This is a genomic window from Dendrosporobacter quercicolus (assembly GCF_900104455.1).
GTDB lineage: Bacteria > Bacillota > Negativicutes > DSM-1736 > Dendrosporobacteraceae > Dendrosporobacter > Dendrosporobacter quercicolus.
Genome location: NZ_FNHB01000002.1, coordinates 244,243 through 261,941, shown reverse-complemented (window position 1 = coordinate 261,941; position 17,699 = coordinate 244,243). Strand labels below are relative to the sequence as shown.

Annotated in this window: 12 protein-coding genes; 2 read left to right on the top strand and 10 right to left on the bottom strand. The window is 48.9% G+C overall.

The features are described 5' to 3' along the window. Nucleotides 1-9 precede the first annotated feature (9 nt). The 8 genes from BLR06_RS07250 to BLR06_RS07215 form a co-directional block, all read right to left on the bottom strand. Nucleotides 10-684, bottom strand: a complete 675-nt coding sequence (locus BLR06_RS07250; protein ID WP_092070575.1) for a dTMP kinase — start codon at nucleotides 682-684, stop codon at nucleotides 10-12. Further along, on the bottom strand, nucleotides 685-2,154 hold the full coding sequence (locus BLR06_RS07245; RefSeq protein ID WP_255319529.1) for an aminotransferase class I/II-fold pyridoxal phosphate-dependent enzyme: 1,470 nt from the start codon (nucleotides 2,152-2,154) through the stop codon (nucleotides 685-687). Between the two features lie 172 nt (nucleotides 2,155-2,326). Continuing rightward, nucleotides 2,327-2,665, bottom strand: a complete 339-nt coding sequence (locus BLR06_RS07240) for an SdpI family protein (protein ID WP_173812809.1) — start codon at nucleotides 2,663-2,665, stop codon at nucleotides 2,327-2,329. Nucleotides 2,666-2,916: 251 nt separating this feature from the next. Next, nucleotides 2,917-3,753, bottom strand: a complete 837-nt coding sequence (locus tag BLR06_RS07235; RefSeq protein ID WP_092070570.1) for a metal ABC transporter permease — start codon at nucleotides 3,751-3,753, stop codon at nucleotides 2,917-2,919. Continuing rightward, nucleotides 3,746-4,498 (bottom strand): metal ABC transporter ATP-binding protein, encoded by a 753-nt coding sequence (locus tag BLR06_RS07230; RefSeq protein WP_092070567.1) that lies wholly within the window; start codon nucleotides 4,496-4,498, stop codon nucleotides 3,746-3,748. Before BLR06_RS07230 ends, BLR06_RS07235 begins: the two co-directional genes overlap by 8 nt. A 188-nt stretch (nucleotides 4,499-4,686) precedes the next feature. Further along, nucleotides 4,687-5,298: a TetR/AcrR family transcriptional regulator gene (locus BLR06_RS07225; protein WP_092070564.1), complete on the bottom strand. Its 612-nt coding sequence runs from the start codon at nucleotides 5,296-5,298 to the stop codon at nucleotides 4,687-4,689. A gap of 60 nt (nucleotides 5,299-5,358) precedes the next feature. Next, the gene (locus tag BLR06_RS07220; protein ID WP_092070561.1) at nucleotides 5,359-9,636 is read right to left on the bottom strand and encodes a 2-hydroxyacyl-CoA dehydratase; all 4,278 of its coding nucleotides are present in this window, start codon (nucleotides 9,634-9,636) and stop codon (nucleotides 5,359-5,361) included. Between the two features lie 275 nt (nucleotides 9,637-9,911). After that, entirely contained in the window at nucleotides 9,912-11,678 is a 1,767-nt protein-coding gene (locus BLR06_RS07215; RefSeq protein ID WP_092070558.1) for a methyl-accepting chemotaxis protein, read from the bottom strand. A 207-nt stretch (nucleotides 11,679-11,885) separates the two neighbouring features. Here BLR06_RS07215 and BLR06_RS07210 point away from each other — a divergent pair, with 207 nt between their 5' ends. Both BLR06_RS07210 and BLR06_RS07205 read left to right on the top strand, forming a co-directional pair. After that, a complete protein-coding gene (locus tag BLR06_RS07210) occupies nucleotides 11,886-12,224 on the top strand; it encodes a helix-turn-helix domain-containing protein (RefSeq protein WP_092070555.1) in 339 nt (112 codons plus the stop codon). A gap of 220 nt (nucleotides 12,225-12,444) precedes the next feature. After that, on the top strand, nucleotides 12,445-13,845 hold the full coding sequence (locus BLR06_RS07205) for a sodium:solute symporter family protein (RefSeq protein WP_092070552.1): 1,401 nt from the start codon (nucleotides 12,445-12,447) through the stop codon (nucleotides 13,843-13,845). Nucleotides 13,846-13,919: 74 nt separating this feature from the next. Here the strand turns inward: BLR06_RS07205 and BLR06_RS07200 are convergent, their stop codons facing one another. Together BLR06_RS07200 and ald are read right to left on the bottom strand one after the other, a co-directional pair. Beyond that, nucleotides 13,920-16,037 (bottom strand): amino acid permease, encoded by a 2,118-nt coding sequence (locus BLR06_RS07200; protein WP_092070549.1) that lies wholly within the window; start codon nucleotides 16,035-16,037, stop codon nucleotides 13,920-13,922. A gap of 227 nt (nucleotides 16,038-16,264) precedes the next feature. Beyond that, complete coding sequence (gene ald, locus BLR06_RS07195) at nucleotides 16,265-17,383, bottom strand: alanine dehydrogenase (protein ID WP_092070546.1); 1,119 nt, start codon at nucleotides 17,381-17,383, stop codon at nucleotides 16,265-16,267. Nucleotides 17,384-17,699 lie beyond the last annotated feature (316 nt).

The window sequence follows — 17,699 nt, the reverse complement described above, 5'->3', positions numbered from 1 at the left end:
TTAAATGACTCACAGGACTAATACTTCAGCAGCTATTTTGTAAATATCGGCATGAATCCGGTCAATGCTCCGGAGCTGCCCGTCAGCTACACAGGCCACCTGGCGCCAGTGATATTTTTCGGCGACCTGGCGGTAACTGGCATAACAGTCAGCCAAATACCGTTCATTGGCTTCATGAATATCAACCGCGTTTCCCGCCTGCCTGGCCCGGTTTTGAATAAGCCTCAGGCTATATTCGGGCGGCATGTCCAAAAATATCACCGCATCCGGCACCGGCAAGCCGAATTTAACAAACTCAAAGTCCCACAGCCAGTTTAAGTAAGCCTCCCGCTCATCAGGGGCAGGTATTTTGACCGCTTGATGAACCATATTGGAGGTAGTGTAACGGTCGCAAATGACAATTCCGCCCTGTTGGTAAAACTTCTCCCAGTCCCGTTTGAATGAAGCATAGCGGTCAACCGCATAAAACGAGGACGCCGCATAGGGATTAACCGCCTGAGGCTGATGTCCGAACGCCCCGTTCAGATACATTTTGATCAGCGCCGACGATGGACTCTGATAATCAGGAAATTCGATTCTCCTGACATTTTCCCCCTCGCTTTGCAGTCTTGCCGCCAGTTTTTCCGTCTGCGTAGCTTTGCCGCAGCCGTCGCCAGCCTCAATGATAATTAGTTTTCCAGTCATTTAATCCACCACTTTTATTGTTTTAAGCGTATAATCTTCCGGTCCCGAGATATGCAGACCGGCCTGTTGCAGCTGCCGGCAATAGCTGATTACCTCCGGGCTGATGCGCTCACCGGGACATAACAGGGGGATGCCCGGTGGATAGAAGGTTACAATTTCAGCGCAAATATGCCCGGCAGAGGCATGAAACGGAACAGTGCATTGGTTGCCAAACAGAGCTTCCCGCGGCGATATCACCCCTACCGGCGGCTCCAGCACAACGCTGGCCGCCTGATCAACCGCCGAAAAATCATAATTTCCCGCATGCTTGGCGGCAAGCTCCTGTAAAGCCTTAACCAAAGCAACCGCATCCGCCTTACTGTCGCCTAAAGTAATGAGAAACAATACATTATAAATATCGGACAGCTCCACCTGCACTCCATATTCATGGCGCAGAATCCGCTCCGCCTCGGCGCCTTTCAAGCCCAGACCTTTAACGGTAACGGTAATTTTGGTCGGATCCAGACTAAACACGCCCAGACTGCCAATCTTCTCCCCGCCAAAACAATACAGTCCCGGAATCGCGTTGATAGCCTGCCTTGTCCAATGGGCCAGTTCAATCGCTCCGGCGATCAATTCCCGGCCCTCTTGCGCCATCTGCAAACGGGCCACATCCAGCGATGCCAGCAATAAATAATTGGGACTGGTTGACTGAACCAATTGCAGCATGGCTTTAAGTCTAGGCACACTGACCCTGCCGGCCCGGCAGTGAACAATAGAGCATTGCGTCAGGGCGCCGATAATTTTATGAGTGCTTTGGGCGCAAAGATCCGCCCCGGCATCCAGGGCCTGCAGCGGCAATTGATCGTTGAACTTTAAGTGCGGACCGTGAGCCTCGTCAACAATGGCCACCATTTGACCGGCATGAACAATATCGACAATTTTTTTCAAATCAGTGGCAACACCGTAATATGTGGGATTAATGATTAATACCCCTTTGGCGTCCGGATGCTGTTGGATGGCGGCTGCAACTGTTTCCGGAGCAACTCCCATGGCCAGGCCCAGCTCAAAATCAATGGCCGGCTGCATAAACACCGGAACAGCTCCGCTTAAGATGATTCCGCCAATGATTGACCGGTGAGCATTGCGCGGCACCAGAATTTTTTCCCCCGGTCCGGCGATGGCCAGAATCATTGCATAGATCCCGCCGGTGGTGCCATTGATGACAAAAAAGCTATGATCGGCGCCATATAACCGGGCGGCCAAATCCTGCGCTTTCTTGATGCAGCCATGCGGTTCATGAAAATCATCCAGTTCTTCCATTAACGCTAAGTCCAGCTGCAACGCCTGCTCCCCCAGAAGCTTACCCAACAGCGGATGAATACCTTTGCCCTGCTTATGGCCCGGCGTATGAAACGGGACAACGCCGTCCTCAACATACTTGAGCATGGCAGCCAGCAGTGGCGTCTCGGTTTGCCTGCCTCGATACAAAATGACCGCCCCCGTTCCCAACATTTTTTGCCGTTTACTTTAAGGCCGGAATTTCAGCCGGTCTGTTTTAACTAAAACAGTTCATATAAGGGTTAAAATTGGACTTCTTCGCCTATTATAACCTATTTTCTTGTAATAATGATATATAAGCCGGCTAAATTATGCCAAGACACTAGTCGCCAAACTTTTCGAATAGTTTTTTTTCTGTTAGGTAAATACTTATTCCTACTCCCGCAACGAGAAGCAGCAAATTACCGATCCAAAGTATTGCTTGTTGATGATGGCCATAGCTGACTGTTCGTCCCCACAAACCAAACAATACATTGATCGTACCGGCAATAATGCTGTATTTCCCAAATGTCTTATTTGCATATAGCCAGGTTTCTTCGTTAACCATAGCGCGCGGCGTTCGATAGCCGACAAAATCATTCATCTTAATTTGACTATAGTAAGCGAAAAAGCCCAAAAATAGTTGGATCGCTGCAGCAACAGCCATTGCTTCAGGCGGCACAGGATTTCCCCCTTTGCTAAGCATATTTTTCGGGCAGCACGGCGAATGAGGGAGACATACCTGACGTATGCCGGCTGCCTATTATTTATAATTATCCTTTATGCATCGTTCACCTTCCCTCAGCCATCTACCCGTTCAACGATTTGTTACAATATGCAATATTTATCTGATAAAGACAGGGCTGTGAATCACTTATTTCTAAGTTTCACAGCCCCTGTATTCCATATGTGAATGAACCGCAATTTTTAAAACTATTGCTTAAAGCAGCCTGCGCCTGGCGCTTTCAGGCCATTGAGCTGGCGCACGGCAAATGTAAGCACAAAGATGGCCACTGCAGTTAAGACGATGGTTCCGCCGGTAGCCAAATCGGCGGTAAAAGAGATTAGCAGCCCGGCCAGCACTGAGACCTCTGAAAAAATCACGGCATTGATGATGGTGCTGCGAAAGCTGCGCGATAATTGCAGACTGGCTGCTACAGGTATTACCATCAGCGCCGATACCAGTAATATGCCAACAATTCTCATGGATAAGGCAACCGTCAGCGCAGTCAGCACTGCCAGCGCCGTATTGATTTTTCTCACCGGCAGCCCGCTGACCAGGGCGGCCTCCTCATCAAAGGTGATAAAAACCAACTCTTTAAAAATCAACCGCAATACGGCCAGTACCACCAACGTTAAGCCGGCGATCGTCTGCACGTCGCTGGTGCTGACAGTGACGATACTGCCGAATAAATAGCTGATGAGATTGACATTATTGGATTTCATCATACTGCTCAGGACAACGGCCACCGCAATCCCCGTATAAAAGAAAATTGCCAGCGCCATATCGGCAAACGCCGGGCGCTTAGCCCGCAAGGCCTCGATTCCCAATGCCGAAAGCACCGTAACCACAGTTGCGCTCAATACCGGGTAAACGCCGAACATCCAGCCGGCCGCAACTCCGGCGAAAGCGATGTGGCCTAAGCCGTCCCCGATCAGGGACTGGCGGCGCAAAATCAAAAAGACGCCAATCACCGGGCATAACAAGCCTACCAAAACTCCGGCGACCAAAGCCCGCTGCATAAAATCATACTGCAATAAATCAAGCATGACTTATCTGTCCTCCTTCCGCTTCCCCGGCGTAAGGTTCCGGCTGTACGCGACAAAACTGCCGGAACCCGGCCGCATTGCCGTAATAGCCGACGCCGCCCCGGTCAATACCGGCGATGTCATCCGCATAGTGCAAAATTCGCTCAACATCATGGGAAACCATAAGAATTGACGTTCCGGCTGTACGGTTGATGGCTTGCAGCAGACCATAGATATGCTCACGGGTGGCCGTATCCACGCCGGAGGCGGCCTCATCCATCAATAGGACCGCAGGCTGCGCCGCCAAAGCCCTGGCAATGGCCACCCTCTGCTGCTGGCCGCCCGACAACTCGCCAATCAGGCGTTTGCGTAAATCCTGCAGGCCAACCGTATGGATGGCCTCTTCAACGATCTCCTCGTCGGCGGACTTAAGCCTGGCGCCAATTCCCGCAGGCGCAACCCGGCCCAGCCGCACCACTTCCTGGACTGTTACGGGGAAATTGCGGTCCCGCAATGACTGCTGAGCAATATAGGCAATTTGGAACCAGCCCCTAAACTGTTCAATTGGCGTATTAAAAATACTTACCTGACCTTGATCCGGCCTGAGCAGGCCTGCACATAATTTTAATAAAGTCGACTTGCCGGCCCCATTTGGCCCAACCATTGCCAGAAACCGGCCTTTGGCAATAGCCAAATTGATATCTGCAAACACCCTGTGCTCCGGCCGATAGGAAAAAAATACATTTTTCAGTTCAAAAACATTCACGAACAATTCGCCCCTTACCTATCTCTTCATCCCGACGGCTGCCTCAAGCAGCTGCGGATGTTAAATAAGTTGATTTTTAAATAATAACATTATTATTTAAAATTGTAAGGGATCGCGGCTCTTTTCGCAAGTTAAACCAATCCGGTTAACAAAAAATAAAAGAGCTGCCGGGCAATTCTCTATATTCATTAAGGTTTATGCAGCAAAGACTGCATTAACAATTCAACATACTGATAACGGTATTTTTGATCGTAATAGTCAAATTCATGAACCTCCCGGGTCTGCACCCCCAGCAGCAGCGGAAATTCCAGAGCGCTAAACAACTGAACAATTTTCATCAATAACAATTGATCATTAGGCAGTAACCCGCTCTCCTGTAAGAAGCTGCCTAGCTTCCGCCAGCCGGTCGTCTGCATAAACTTAATATAATCAACATGCGACGGATGATCGTTGTAATGCGTAATCACTTGTTTGAGAAAATTTTTAAATACATCAGGATAAGCCAGTGTGGCATCCGCATAACTGTGCAAAAAATTGCGCAGCCGCTCTTGGGGAGGTAAAGCACCATCCTCTAATTGATCAAACGTCCTGCTTAATTTATCCAAAAGCTCTTTTAGGGCTTCATTAATAACATTTTCCTTTGAGCCAAAATAATAATTAACTGCAGCAATATTCACCTGGGCTGCCAGCGTTATTTTCCGAATGGTCACATTTTCCAGGCCTTCATTGTTGATTATCTCAAGAGTAGCATGAAGAATTTTTTCCCGGGTGGTAACCTTATGCTCTAAATCCGGCTCCAAAACACATCACTTCCTTAACGCTTAGGTTATGCCGGGCGCCAATTGACTGCCGCCGGCCGTTTAGACAACCCCCTGACGGCTGCGGCCAACCGGCTCTTCCTCCGGCTGCTGCGCCAGACCGTCAAAAGCCGTTGCCAGCATTAGCTTAATACGATTTAACTGATTCACTTCACTTGCACCCGGATCATAATCAATCGCGGCAATATTTACCTGGGGATATTGCCGTTTAAGTTGTTTCATCATTCCTTTGCCGGTAATATGATTGGGCAGGCAGGCGAAGGGCTGCATGCAAATGATGTTATTGACCTGCTGATGGATTAACTCCACGATTTCCCCGGTCAGAAACCAGCCCTCACCGGTCTGATGGCCTAGCGAAAGAATTCCCTCAGCCCCGGCGGCTATTTCCTGGATGGAATGAACAGGCGTAAACCGCTTGCTGCTGTTGACCGCCTGACGGTACGGCCGGCGGTAAAATTCGACCAGACCAATGATTGCCCGGCCAGCCAGCTGCGCTTTTTTACTGCCGGCTAAATACCGGTAATTAAATTCTCCGTCATAGGCGCAATACAGCAAAAAATCCAGCAGGCTGGAGGCAACCGCCTCGCCGCCCTCGGCTTCAATCATGGAAACAATTTGGTTATTGGCCACCGGATGAAACTTCACATAAATTTCACCAACCAGGCCAACTCTCGGTTTAACGGTTTTTATGATCTCCAGCGCAGCAAATTCACGGACAATATCCTGAATATTACGGATATAGCTGCGGCGGTCAGCCTTCCGCAGAGCCGCCCTGCAAATAGCCGTCCATTTACTGTATAGTTCATTGGCCGAACCGGGGATTTTTTCATAAGGCCGCACCTGATATAAAACTTTCATTAATAAATCACCATAGACCAGCCCCATAATCGCCCGGTGCAACAAACCGGGACTAAGCGAAAATCCGGGCTGCTTTTCCATCCCCTTGCCATTCAGCGACAGAATCGGCACTTGGGGATAACCTGCCTCCTGCAGGGCTTTGCGCAGAAAACCGATATAGTTTGTTGCGCGGCAGCCGCCTCCGGTCTGGGCAATCAGGATTGAAGTCTGATTAACATCGTATTTCCCGGATTGCAAGGCCTCAATTAAACGACCTAAGGCCAGGATCGCCGGATAACAGGCATCGTTATTAATATATTTCAGACCAACTTCCACTGATTTTTTATCGCCAAGCGGCAATACAACCACCTGATAGCCGCATACCCGGAAGGCCTCCTCCAGAAACTGAAAATGCAGCGGCGACATCTCCGGAGCTAAAATAGTATGTCCGGTTTTCATCTGTTTAGTAAAAACATTGCGCCGGCAGACGTAGTCAATGGACCGGCCGGTAAAATCATGCCGCTCCCGTTCCCGGACGGCTGCCTGCAGGGACCGCAGCCGGATGCGCGCTGCACCTAAATTGACGCCTTCATCAATTTTCAGTACCGTATGCATCTTGGAACGGCTGTAAAGTATTTCCTGCACTTGATCAACAGTAACCGAATCCAGCCCGCACCCGAAGGAATTCAGCTGCACCAGCTCCAAATCAGGCCTGGACGCCGCCAGACCGGCCGCAGCATACAGCCGTGAATGATAAGTCCACTGATCAACCACCCGCAATTCCCGGGGTACACGGCCAAGATGAGCTATCGAATCCTCCGTCAGAACAGCCATGCCAAAACCGGTAATGATTTCCGGAATTCCATGATTTATCTCCGGATCCAGATGATAGGGACGGCCGGCCAGAACAATGCCGCGCAGGCCCTGGCTGCTCATACGCGCAAGAACAGCCTCCCCTGCTTTTTGAATATCCTGTTTAAAGCTTTCCTGCTCGTTCCAGGCCTTGGCAACCGCCCGCGCAATCTCGTCTTTGTCAATGCCCCGGAACTTAAATTCTTCATAAAGCCGTTGAATCAGCCGTTGCCTGTCGGCAAGCGGCAAAAAAGGATTCAACAATTTCACCTGTTGAACGGCCAGCTCATCAATATTATTTTTGACGACCTCGGCGTAAGAGGTAACAATGGGACAATGATAATGATTCTGGGCCTCCGCCCGCTCTTTCGGACCATGGGTTATGCAGGGATAGAAAATAAAATCAACCTGTTTCTGTAATAAATTGTTGATATGCCCATGCACCAGCTTTGCCGGATAGCAGACCGAATCCGATGGTATGGTCGACATTGCCTGTTCATATAATCGCTTGGAAGAGCGGTCTGAAAGCTTAACCTGAAAGCCAAGTTCGCTAAAAAAGGTAAACCAAAACGGATAATCCTCATACATATTTAGAACCCGCGGTATCCCGACAGTGCCGCGCTTAGCCTGTGCCGCGCTTAACGGAACATAGCCAAACAGCCGCCGGTACTTATCCTCATATAAATTGGGCATAGCGGCAGCCGGCTCCTCATAAGCTTTGCCGCTGCCCCGTTCACAACGGTTGCCGGAAATAAACTGCCGGCTGTCGTTAAACGCATTAACGGTTAACAGGCAGGCATTGGGGCATTTGCCGCAGCGCTCGATTCGCGAACGCATCGACAATTCCTGCAATTGCTCCAGACCTAACATATTCGACCGCCGGTCCGGCTGATGCCGCTCCCGGGCCAGCAGCGCCGCGCCAAAAGCTCCCATGACGCCGGAAATGTCAGGACGGATAACCGGGCGGCCTAATAAAAGCTCAAACGCCCTTAGCACAGCATCATTATAAAACGTGCCGCCCTGAACAACAATCTTTTGACCGAGCTTGGCCGCATCCTTGCATTTAATTACCTTATACAAAGCATTTTTAATCACCGAATAGGCCAGGCCGGCTGAGATATCGCCCACGGTTGCCCCTTCCTTTTGGGCCTGCTTAACCTTGGAGTTCATAAACACCGTGCAGCGTGATCCCAGATCAACCGGCCGGCCGGCGGCCAGGGCCGCCTGGGCAAATTCCGCCACCGGCAGATTGAGCGATTGGGCGAAAGTCTCCAAAAAAGAACCGCAGCCGGATGAGCAGGCTTCATTGAGAATAATATCCTCAATAATTCCATCTCGGACTTTAAGACATTTCATATCCTGCCCGCCAATATCAAGGATAAAATCAACTCCTGGGCAAAAAAACTCGGCGGCTCTGTAATGGGCCACTGTTTCAATCTCACCGTCATCCAGTTTCAGCGCGTTTTTGAGCAGCGTTTCCCCATAGCCGGTAACCAGTGAGTAAGAAATTACCGCCTGCGGCGGCAGGCGCCGGTATATATCGTTCAGGACAGACTGCACCGCCTGCAGCGGATTACCGTTGTTGCTGCCATAATAAGTGTAGAGAATCGCGCCCTCCTCATCAATCAAAACAACTTTTGTCGTGGTTGACCCGGCGTCAATACCCAAAAAGCAATTACCGGCATGCTCCCTTAAGGATTTTCGCGCAACAGAACCGCCAAAATGCCGGCTGGCAAAATCGGTCCGTTCAGCTTGCGTCAAAAACAGCGGCCGCAGCCGCTCCGCCTGGTCTGAAGCCATCGCTTGGGATTTTGTCAGACTTTCAATAAAAGCGTCAAATATAACCGGCCTTTCGCTCATTGACGCAAGAGCGGCGCCAATGGCAATGTAAACCTGGGCCTGTTTCGGTAAAATCATTTGCCTGTCCGTCAGTTGCAGCACCCTGCCAAATTGCGCCCGCAATTCAGATAGAAAGCATAATGGTCCGCCCAGAAAGGCGACATTCCCCTGAATCGGTTTGCCGCAGGCCAGACCACTAATGGTTTGAACAACAACCGCCTGAAAGACTGAGGCTGCAATATCAGGCTTAGCCGCTCCTTCATTCAGTAAGGCCTGAATGTCGGTTTTGGCAAACACCCCGCAGCGGGCGGCGATGGGGTAAAGTGTATGCGCCGACCGGGCCAGGTCATTTAAGCCGGCCGGGTCTGTCTGAAGCAGCGAAGCCATTTGATCAATAAAAGCGCCCGTTCCGCCCGCGCATATTCCATTCATGCGCTGATCAACGCCACCTGTTAAGTACGTAATCTTAGCGTCTTCCCCGCCCAGTTCAATTACAACATCGGTTTGAGGATAATTGACCTGAATAGCCCGTGTACCGGCCACAACTTCCTGGATAAACAGCACATCAAGATAACCGGCCAGCGAAATACCGCCGGAACCGGTTATTGCAACAGTAATATAATCGTCCTTGAATTTCTGATACGCATACTGAATGAGTTCAATAATTTTTTGCTTGACCTCTGAATAATGGCGGGCGTACTGACTATAAACAATTTCACGCTGATCATTCAAAATTGCGATTTTAACAGTTGTAGATCCAACATCAATACCAAGATGAAATAGTTTTCTCATACCTATTCCCCCTATACTCTAATGCTTTAGTGCCTTGACCCTAATCCAGTGAATACTGACGGTCTATTATCCTACCGCTTTAGCGCTGACAAGGTACTAGGAATTACAGCCTCACATTAAAATCGAACAAGTTTTCAAATTTAAATTCAAACATCGTTTAATTTGATTATAGCTGGTTCTAGATAATACTTCAATTACATTTTATTGTATGCAAAAAATAAGGCAATGACAGAAATAAAACTGCCATCACCTTATTTTATCTGCTGAAATTACGCCTACAAATGAAATCTGGCGACTGCATTCTGCAGGGTTTCCGCCAATTGGGACAACGACTGGCTTGCTGACGCAATCTCCTGCATCGAGGCCGACTGCTCCTCGGTAGCGGCGGAGACCGTCTGCGTTTCCGCTGCGGTTGCCCTTGACACTTCGGCAATATTTTGCATTGCCCCGTCAATTTCCTTGCCATCTTCAGTCAATTGGTGAACTGAATTCAGTACCTCGCTTGTTTGGCTGGATACCTGCTCCACAACGTAAATAATATCATCGAAAGCTTTACCGGCGTTGCCAACGACCTCAGTGCCGATATTCACCTCATGAGTCCCCGCAGTCATTGCCTCAACAGCTTGGCTGGTATCTGTTTGGATTTCCAAAATCATGTCGGAAATTTGTCTGGCCGCTTCTTGCGATTGTTCCGCCAGCTTTCTTACCTCATCGGCAACTACTGCAAAGCCCCGGCCCTGTTCCCCGGCCCTGGCGGCCTCAATGGCTGCATTCAGGGCCAACAAATTCGTCTGTCCGGCAATACCGGCAATTGTGTTGACAATCTGACCAATTTCCTGGGAACGCGTTCCCAGCTTGACGACCACCGCTGCTGAATCCTTCACTGTTTTTTCAATATTTGCCATTTGAGTGATCGCCGACTGGATGGCTTTGCCGCCGTCGCCGGCAACACCGGCGCTCTTTTGCGTGCCGCTGGCAACATCTTTTACCTTGGCGACAATCCGGTCAATATTTTGCGCCATTTGCTCCACCACGGCACTGGCTCCGTCAACAATTTTCACTTGTCTGGCGGCACCGCCGGCAACCTCGGTTGTTGAGCCGGCTACCTGCGAGGATGCTTGCGCCGCCTGATCCGACGTGGCTGTCAGCTGCTCGCTCGCTGCCGCTAACTGGTTGGCGGAATTGGCGGCCTGTTGAATTAAATTGCGTAAATTCAGCTTCATATCATTAAAAGCATTTTCTAAAATGCCGATCTCATCCCGCGAACTCACCGTCAAATCCGGAGCGCTCAAATTGCCCCTGGCGATCTGCTCTACCCTTTCGGCTACCAGAACAATAGGCTGGGCAATTTTTTTACTCATATATAATGCCATAAATACTGCAATCAATAATCCGGTAAAGCCAATAGCGCCAACTATACCAAGATGATAAAGCAGCTCACGCCGGTTTCCGGCTTCCTTGGCGGCAACGATTTGTTCAATATCATCTACCCAGTTTCCCGTTCCGATCACCCACTGATAAGGCTGAAACAATAAACTATAGCTTCTTTTGGGCAGGGGGTTAACCTCATTAGGCTTGGGGAAAAAATAATCACTGAACCCGCCCCCGGACTTGGAGCCGTTGGCAATGATGTCGGCAATATACTTGTTTCCTTTGGCATCTACATCCTGAACACGGCTGGTCCCTTCAACCGGCCGTCCCAATAACACGACATTAATGCCTTTGGTAGTGTCAATCCAGAAGTAATTCCCCTGGTCGAACCTCAAACTGCGTATCAGATCAGCGGCTCTTTTTTTCGCCTCATTTTCCGATAATAAGCCCTGCTGCTGCTGCGTGTGGATTTCCTGTACCAGGCTGTGCGCTGTCTCGACCTGCAGCTTAATGCTCCGGTCAAATTGCTCGTACAAAATCGACCGGTATTCTTTAATGTCGGTCTGATTTTTTTGATAACTGTCAAAAACATTATAGCCGGACAAGATTAAAACACACACCAGACCAACCGTAATTAACGCAGCCATTAACTTATACTTGAGCTTAGTCACATCTTTTCCTCCAGTTTAAATTTAGTCATGTTTGCTTCAAAACTGCTAATTCGCCAGCACATAAAGACCCTTCTGACAAATTCAGACAAATTAGTTTATTTTTTCATTATATAGGTTAAAAATAACACCGTCAATGTTTTAAATACTCTTTTAGATTATTTTTAGCCCCTAAAAGTTAAAATATAGATACTAAAGCGAGGTGTTAGCATGTCCAATTTTAAAACCAGAATTACACAGTTGTGGGAAGAAATGAAAGACCATGATTACCGGACTACGCAGGAAGATTTCGCCGGTTTGTTTGGTGCGACTAAGAACCAGTTAAAAGGCTGGCTGCGCGGCTCGGGAGAACCAAACAGCGAATTAATGAAAACCATTGCCAGAGTCTCCAATGTTTCCGTCGACTGGCTGGTGGGCAATACCGATACTCGTACGCTGGATCAGGCCAACCCGCACTCCTATGATGAAAAAATTAAAAAACTGACACCCGATATTCGACGGGCAATCGACTTAATCATCAAATCCTGCAGTCAGTATCAGAGCAAATAACCCTTTTAAATGACTAAAAATCTGAATTTTACAACTTTTCGCAAGCGATGAGGCACTTGATTTGGCCTAAAATAAATTGACACAATAAGTTGCCTGTTGTTATGATTGGTATATTAATGTAAAGACCCGGCAGGATAGCTGTGACAAAAGTCTCTTTGCTTTATTGCTATTGGTTCTTTTACAACAATAAATGCTTTATTAGAAGGGTTGGAATAGTCGCTTGAATATTCAGTTGTTAATTATTATCCTGTACATTTGCGTATTATTCGGAATTAGTATTTATGTTAAGCGCCGGACAGACAATAGCAGCGGTTTTTTGTTTGCCGGACGCAAGCTGACTACAACGTTAGTTGCGGCGAATATCGCCGGTACGGCGATTGGCGCGGCCTCAACGATAGGCGTTGCGGAAAATGCCTATCAATTTGGCATTGCGGCCGGCTGGTATAATGTCGCCTGGGCGGCGGGAGCAGTATTGATGGCCCTGGTGGCAGCCGGCAAGTACCGCGAGCTCAACTGCACGACCATTCCGGAACTATTTGAACGCTATTATGATAAAAAGGGCCGCGCCATTGCCGTGTTGGGCATGATCACCATCCAGCTTGTCATAACGTCTTTGCAATATATAGCCGGCGGCGCGATTTTGTCGTCACTTTTGCCTGATATATTCTCCTTTGAAGGCGGCATGATCACAAGTGCAATCGTATTTATCGGCACCACGATTCTAGGCGGCCTATGGTCATCCGGCCTATCCAATATTCTGAGTGTCACGCTTATTTATGCCGGAGTCTTAATCAGCACGGTTACTATTGTGTCCGACCAGGGCGGCATTAGTGCGATCGCCGCTTCTTTGCCGCCTGATACCGACTGGTTCGGCCCGCTTGGCGGACTGGGTCTGGCGACCATTGTCGGCTGGTTTGCCGTTATGATGACCCAAACCATCACCGCGCAAGGCCCGGTACAGGTCGCCTGCGCAGCAGTGGACAGCCGGGCGGCCAAAAAAGGCTTTTTATGGGGTGCGCTGTTAATGTTCCCGGTTGGCTTCTCCTGTGCGATTATGGGCGTAGCCGCCCGGGCGGCCCACCCCGGCATGAAGGCCACACTGGCTTTGCCGCAAATGATTATGGGACTGGACCCCTTAATTTCAGGTTTAACCCTGGCGGCGCTCTGGGCCGCCGATGTTGCAACCGCCTGCCACATACTGCTGGCAGCGGGAACGCTTTTTTCCCAGGATATCTATAAACGCTTCATTAATCCTGGCATCAGCGATAAGAATTACACCCTGGTTAACCGTTACGCAATTCTCAGCCTCGGCATGATGACCCTATGGCTGGCCTTTCACGCGGTTGGCATTGTAAAAACAATGTTGATCGGACTGAGCCTTACCACCGCTTTTACTCTGATCTTTTTATTCACCATGTTCGCGCCGGGGCTGTGCCGCCGCAACTCCGCCTTTTATACCACATTAGCCGGCATCGTCACCTTGATCGTATGGCAGTTCGTCCCGGCGGTACAGATCTTCGCCCATCCCATCTATATGGAATGGCTGGTATGCTTTATTACTTTCTTTATCGTAGCGATTGTGGATAAAGAAAAGATTAAACAAGAAATTAGCCGGGGCTGACCCGGCCATAAAAAACCGGGAAAGGAGCGCTTGCCCCTTCCCCGGAAACTCATGCTGACCAGCCGGGCAAACCGCTATTCACCGGCCTCTGCATTAAACCATTTCTGATACAACGCTTCCAATTCGCCGTTTTTCTTCATATCCGCGACTATTTTATTCAGCCTTTCGCCCAGTTCCTTATTCTTGTTGGAAAAAGCAATTGCATAGTCCTCTTGCCGGATGATTTTCATACTTACCGGATGAACAATTGTTTTTTGCGCTACAAAATATTCTAAAATCAGCTTATCAAAAACAATGGCATCAATCCAGCCCTGGTTAAAGGCATGGACCATATCCAAATTAGACTGAAAAGACTGAACTTTCACACTACTGCTGTTGCGGATATAGTCTTCGCCGGTTGATCCCTGCGGCACGCCCACGGTCTTGCCGGCCAGGTCCTTTACATCCCGCACAGCTGCACCCTGCCGGCTCAGCAATGCCAGCCCGCCTTTTTCAATATATGGTCTGGTGAAGTTGACCGTTTTTTGCCGCTCCGGCGTATCGGATAAAGAGCAAATGGCAATATCAACATATTCCCGATTAACCGCTTCAAAAATGTATTCCAGCGAAATCATCCGGTAATTGACTTTTAAGCCGGCTTTGTCCGCGACGGCATTAATCAGCTCTATGTCAAAGCCGCTAAGCTTGCCGGTCGGATCCTCATAGGCAAACGGTGCAAACTGAGGCACAATTCCTACATGAATTTCTTCCCGGTTGTCGGTGACCTGCACAAAGATGGTCAGTAATCCCATGACAAGCAGGGAGCATAAACCAACGATATATTTTGTTTTCAGCCTTGCGAACAGATTTATATTCTTATCGCTCCTGTTTAAATAATAATACAGCGGCAGTCCGGCCAGGGTAAGCCCAATCGAGGTTATGCCGTTAAAAAAGTCATGACTCAGCATCCCATAAATGACATAGATGGCGCCGCCAATCGCAATCAGAGGCACGACCGGAAAGAAAATTACCCGGTAAGGCCGTGGCATATCGGGGTGTGTTTTCCGGGCAACGATGACGGCGATGAACGCCAGCAAATAAAACAGCCAAACCGAAAACATCGCAATATCGGAAAGCTTGTCCGCATCCAGCAGACGGTAATAGACAAAGGCGGCGATGACCAGCATTAATATTGCATTGACCGGTGAGCTGCTGTCCTTATCAATCTTGCTCAAAACAGAAGAACAGAAAATCTGCCCTCTTGTTCCCATGATATAGACGGTGCGGGACAAGGTCATAACATAACCGTTAAGACCGCCCAGGATGGAAATCATGATGCCGACCGCAATGAGATTCCCGCCCATCAGCCCAAACAGTCTTTGGGCTGCGATTGAAGACGTATCATGCCCCAGCGCAACCATTTCACTGACGGGAAATATTTTGAACAGGGCAATATTAATACACAGATAAACGACAATCAGAAACGATATTCCGCCAATAATCGCTTTAGGCAATACCTTGCTGGGATTCTTAATTTCGCCCGCGACAGATGCGACCTGCGCCCAGCCGTCATAGGCGAATAAAGTGGCCAGAATGGCGACGGCAAAGGGAGCCGTTGTCTCTATGCCCCCGCCGCTCGCGCCAAACAGGGCTACCTGCCCATTGCCTTTCCACAGGCCAAAGCCCGCCAATAACCCAATGGGCAGCAGCTTACAAAAGGTTGCCGCCGTCTGCAGATATCCGGCTTCTTTTACGCCAATGGAGTTGATGAAGGCAATAAACCCCAGCGCCCCGGCGCCAACAACGCCGGTATAGGAATCAGGGATATCAAACAACAGACAGAAAACCGAGCTGAAATATCCGGTAAGCGCGCCAACCAGGGCGGGTCCAAAAATAATACTGATCATCCAGCCGTATAAGAAAGCGACCTTAGGGCCATAAATCTCTTCCAGATAGACGAAAATACCTCCGGTACGAGGAAACATAACACCTAATTCACAGAGGGTCAAGCCGCCGGTAATGGAAAAGAGGCCGCCGATCACCCATGCGGCTAAGGCCAGATTAAAATCTCCCGCCGCAGCCAGTACGGCCGGCGGCTTCATAAATGCGCCGGCGCCTAAAACCATCCCCACGACCAAAGATAATGCCGAGATCAACCCCAGATCGGCCCGCAAGCCGTTTTCCGGTGAATCAGGATTGTCTAACTTATTCATAGAATGCCTCCTTGCGCGAATATTCTCATATTTCAGGCGTTTTTTTTGCTGGAATGGCTGGTATCATGGAAGAAACCCGGAAAAGGACCATAAATCAAGTTTCATATTTACGGTCCTCTACCAGTGTTCCCTTAAGCAATTTAGCAGGCATTCTTGCCTGTTTTTGTCTTTCTTGCAATTGCCGGTACGCAGCAATGCATGTTTTCGTACATCATGGATCAACTACATTAGCCGATGAGCGTTTCCAAAGCCGCATAAGGCAGGTTCAAGGAGTCAGCTACAGCTTTGTAGGTAACTTTGCCGTCAAGAACATTAACCCCCTGAGCCAGTCCAGGATTGTCAAGCACAGCTTGTTTCCAGCCTTTATTAGCAATTTGCAGCGCATAGTCCATAGTAGCGTTAGTCAATGCCAGAGTAGCAGTACGGGATGCCGCGCCAGGCATATTCGCCACGGAATAATGAACTACGCCATGTTTGACAAAGGTCGGCTCACTGTGCGTAGTAACCCGGTCAATGGTAGCGACCGAACCGCCCTGGTCAATGGCCACATCCACAATAACCGATCCGGCTTCCATCGATTTAACCATTTCTTCACTTACCAGTTTCGGAGCCTTTGCACCGGGAATGAGAACGGCGCCAACTACAAGGTCGGCTTTTTTAACCCAGCTGGCGATATTATAGCTGTTGGACATGACGGTGACTACTCTGCCGCCGAAAATGTCATCCAGATAAGCCAGACGCGCAGTGGATTTATCAAGAACGGTAACCCGTGCGCCCATGCCGGTTGCGATTTTAGCCGCATTTGTACCAACATTGCCGCCGCCGACAATGACAACCTGCGCAGCTTCCACGCCTGGTACACCGCCTAAGAGAATACCCTTTCCGCCCCAAGGCTTTTCCAAAAGCTGTGCGCCGATTTGCACAGCCATACGGCCTGCAACTTCACTCATCGGCGATAACAGCGGCAAGCTATTGTTAGGTCCTACAATGGTTTCATAAGCGATGCCAATAACTTTCTTTTCCAATAAAGCATGCGCCAGTTTAGGCTCAGGCGCTAAATGCAGATAAGTGTAAAGGATCTGTCCTTCATGAAAAAGTCCATATTCTTCGGCCAAAGGTTCTTTTACTTTGATGATCATTTCAGCCCGGTCAAACAACTCTTTTTTATCAGCAATAATTAATCCGCCGGTTTGTTGATAGCTTTCATCCGCGAACCCGCAGCCAACGCCTGCGCCCTTTTCAATCATTACCGTATGTCCGGCTTTACACAGAACCTCAGTACCTGCCGGCGTCAAGCCGACACGGGTTTCATTGTTCTTAATCTCTTTCGCTACGCCAATAATCATGAATAAAAACCTCCGTCTTAATATAAATTAACAGGTGCCGCCTTAAGCACTTGCTCACTTATTAATGCAATAATCATGCCAAACAGATAATTCAGACTTTATCAACTTCTCACTCTCTATTCTGTAATGTTTTCATTCCAAAATGCGGATTAAAACCGTTCCAGTTGGAACGGTTTTAATCCGCATTTTTCTTTTGTAAACAAATTAATTACATAACTGACATTTTATGCAACAAAAAGTTCTTCATTCTGAAACTTCAGGGTGTTATACTGTTATCAGCATTTTTCTATTCGGAAACTACAACGATAAGAAAAGG

Bases quoted from the DNA above. Each gene is read 5' to 3' on its own strand.
- BLR06_RS07210 (WP_092070555.1), top strand. From the start codon at position 11,886: ATGTCCAATTTTAAAACCAGAATTACACAGTTGTGGGAAGAAATGAAA.
- ald (WP_092070546.1), bottom strand. From the start codon at position 17,383: ATGATTATTGGCGTAGCGAAAGAGATTAAGAACAATGAAACCCGTGTC.
- BLR06_RS07235 (WP_092070570.1), bottom strand. From the start codon at position 3,753: ATGCTTGATTTATTGCAGTATGATTTTATGCAGCGGGCTTTGGTCGCC.
- BLR06_RS07200 (WP_092070549.1), bottom strand. From the start codon at position 16,037: ATGAATAAGTTAGACAATCCTGATTCACCGGAAAACGGCTTGCGGGCC.
- BLR06_RS07220 (WP_092070561.1), bottom strand. From the start codon at position 9,636: ATGAGAAAACTATTTCATCTTGGTATTGATGTTGGATCTACAACTGTT.
- BLR06_RS07250 (WP_092070575.1), bottom strand. From the start codon at position 684: ATGACTGGAAAACTAATTATCATTGAGGCTGGCGACGGCTGCGGCAAA.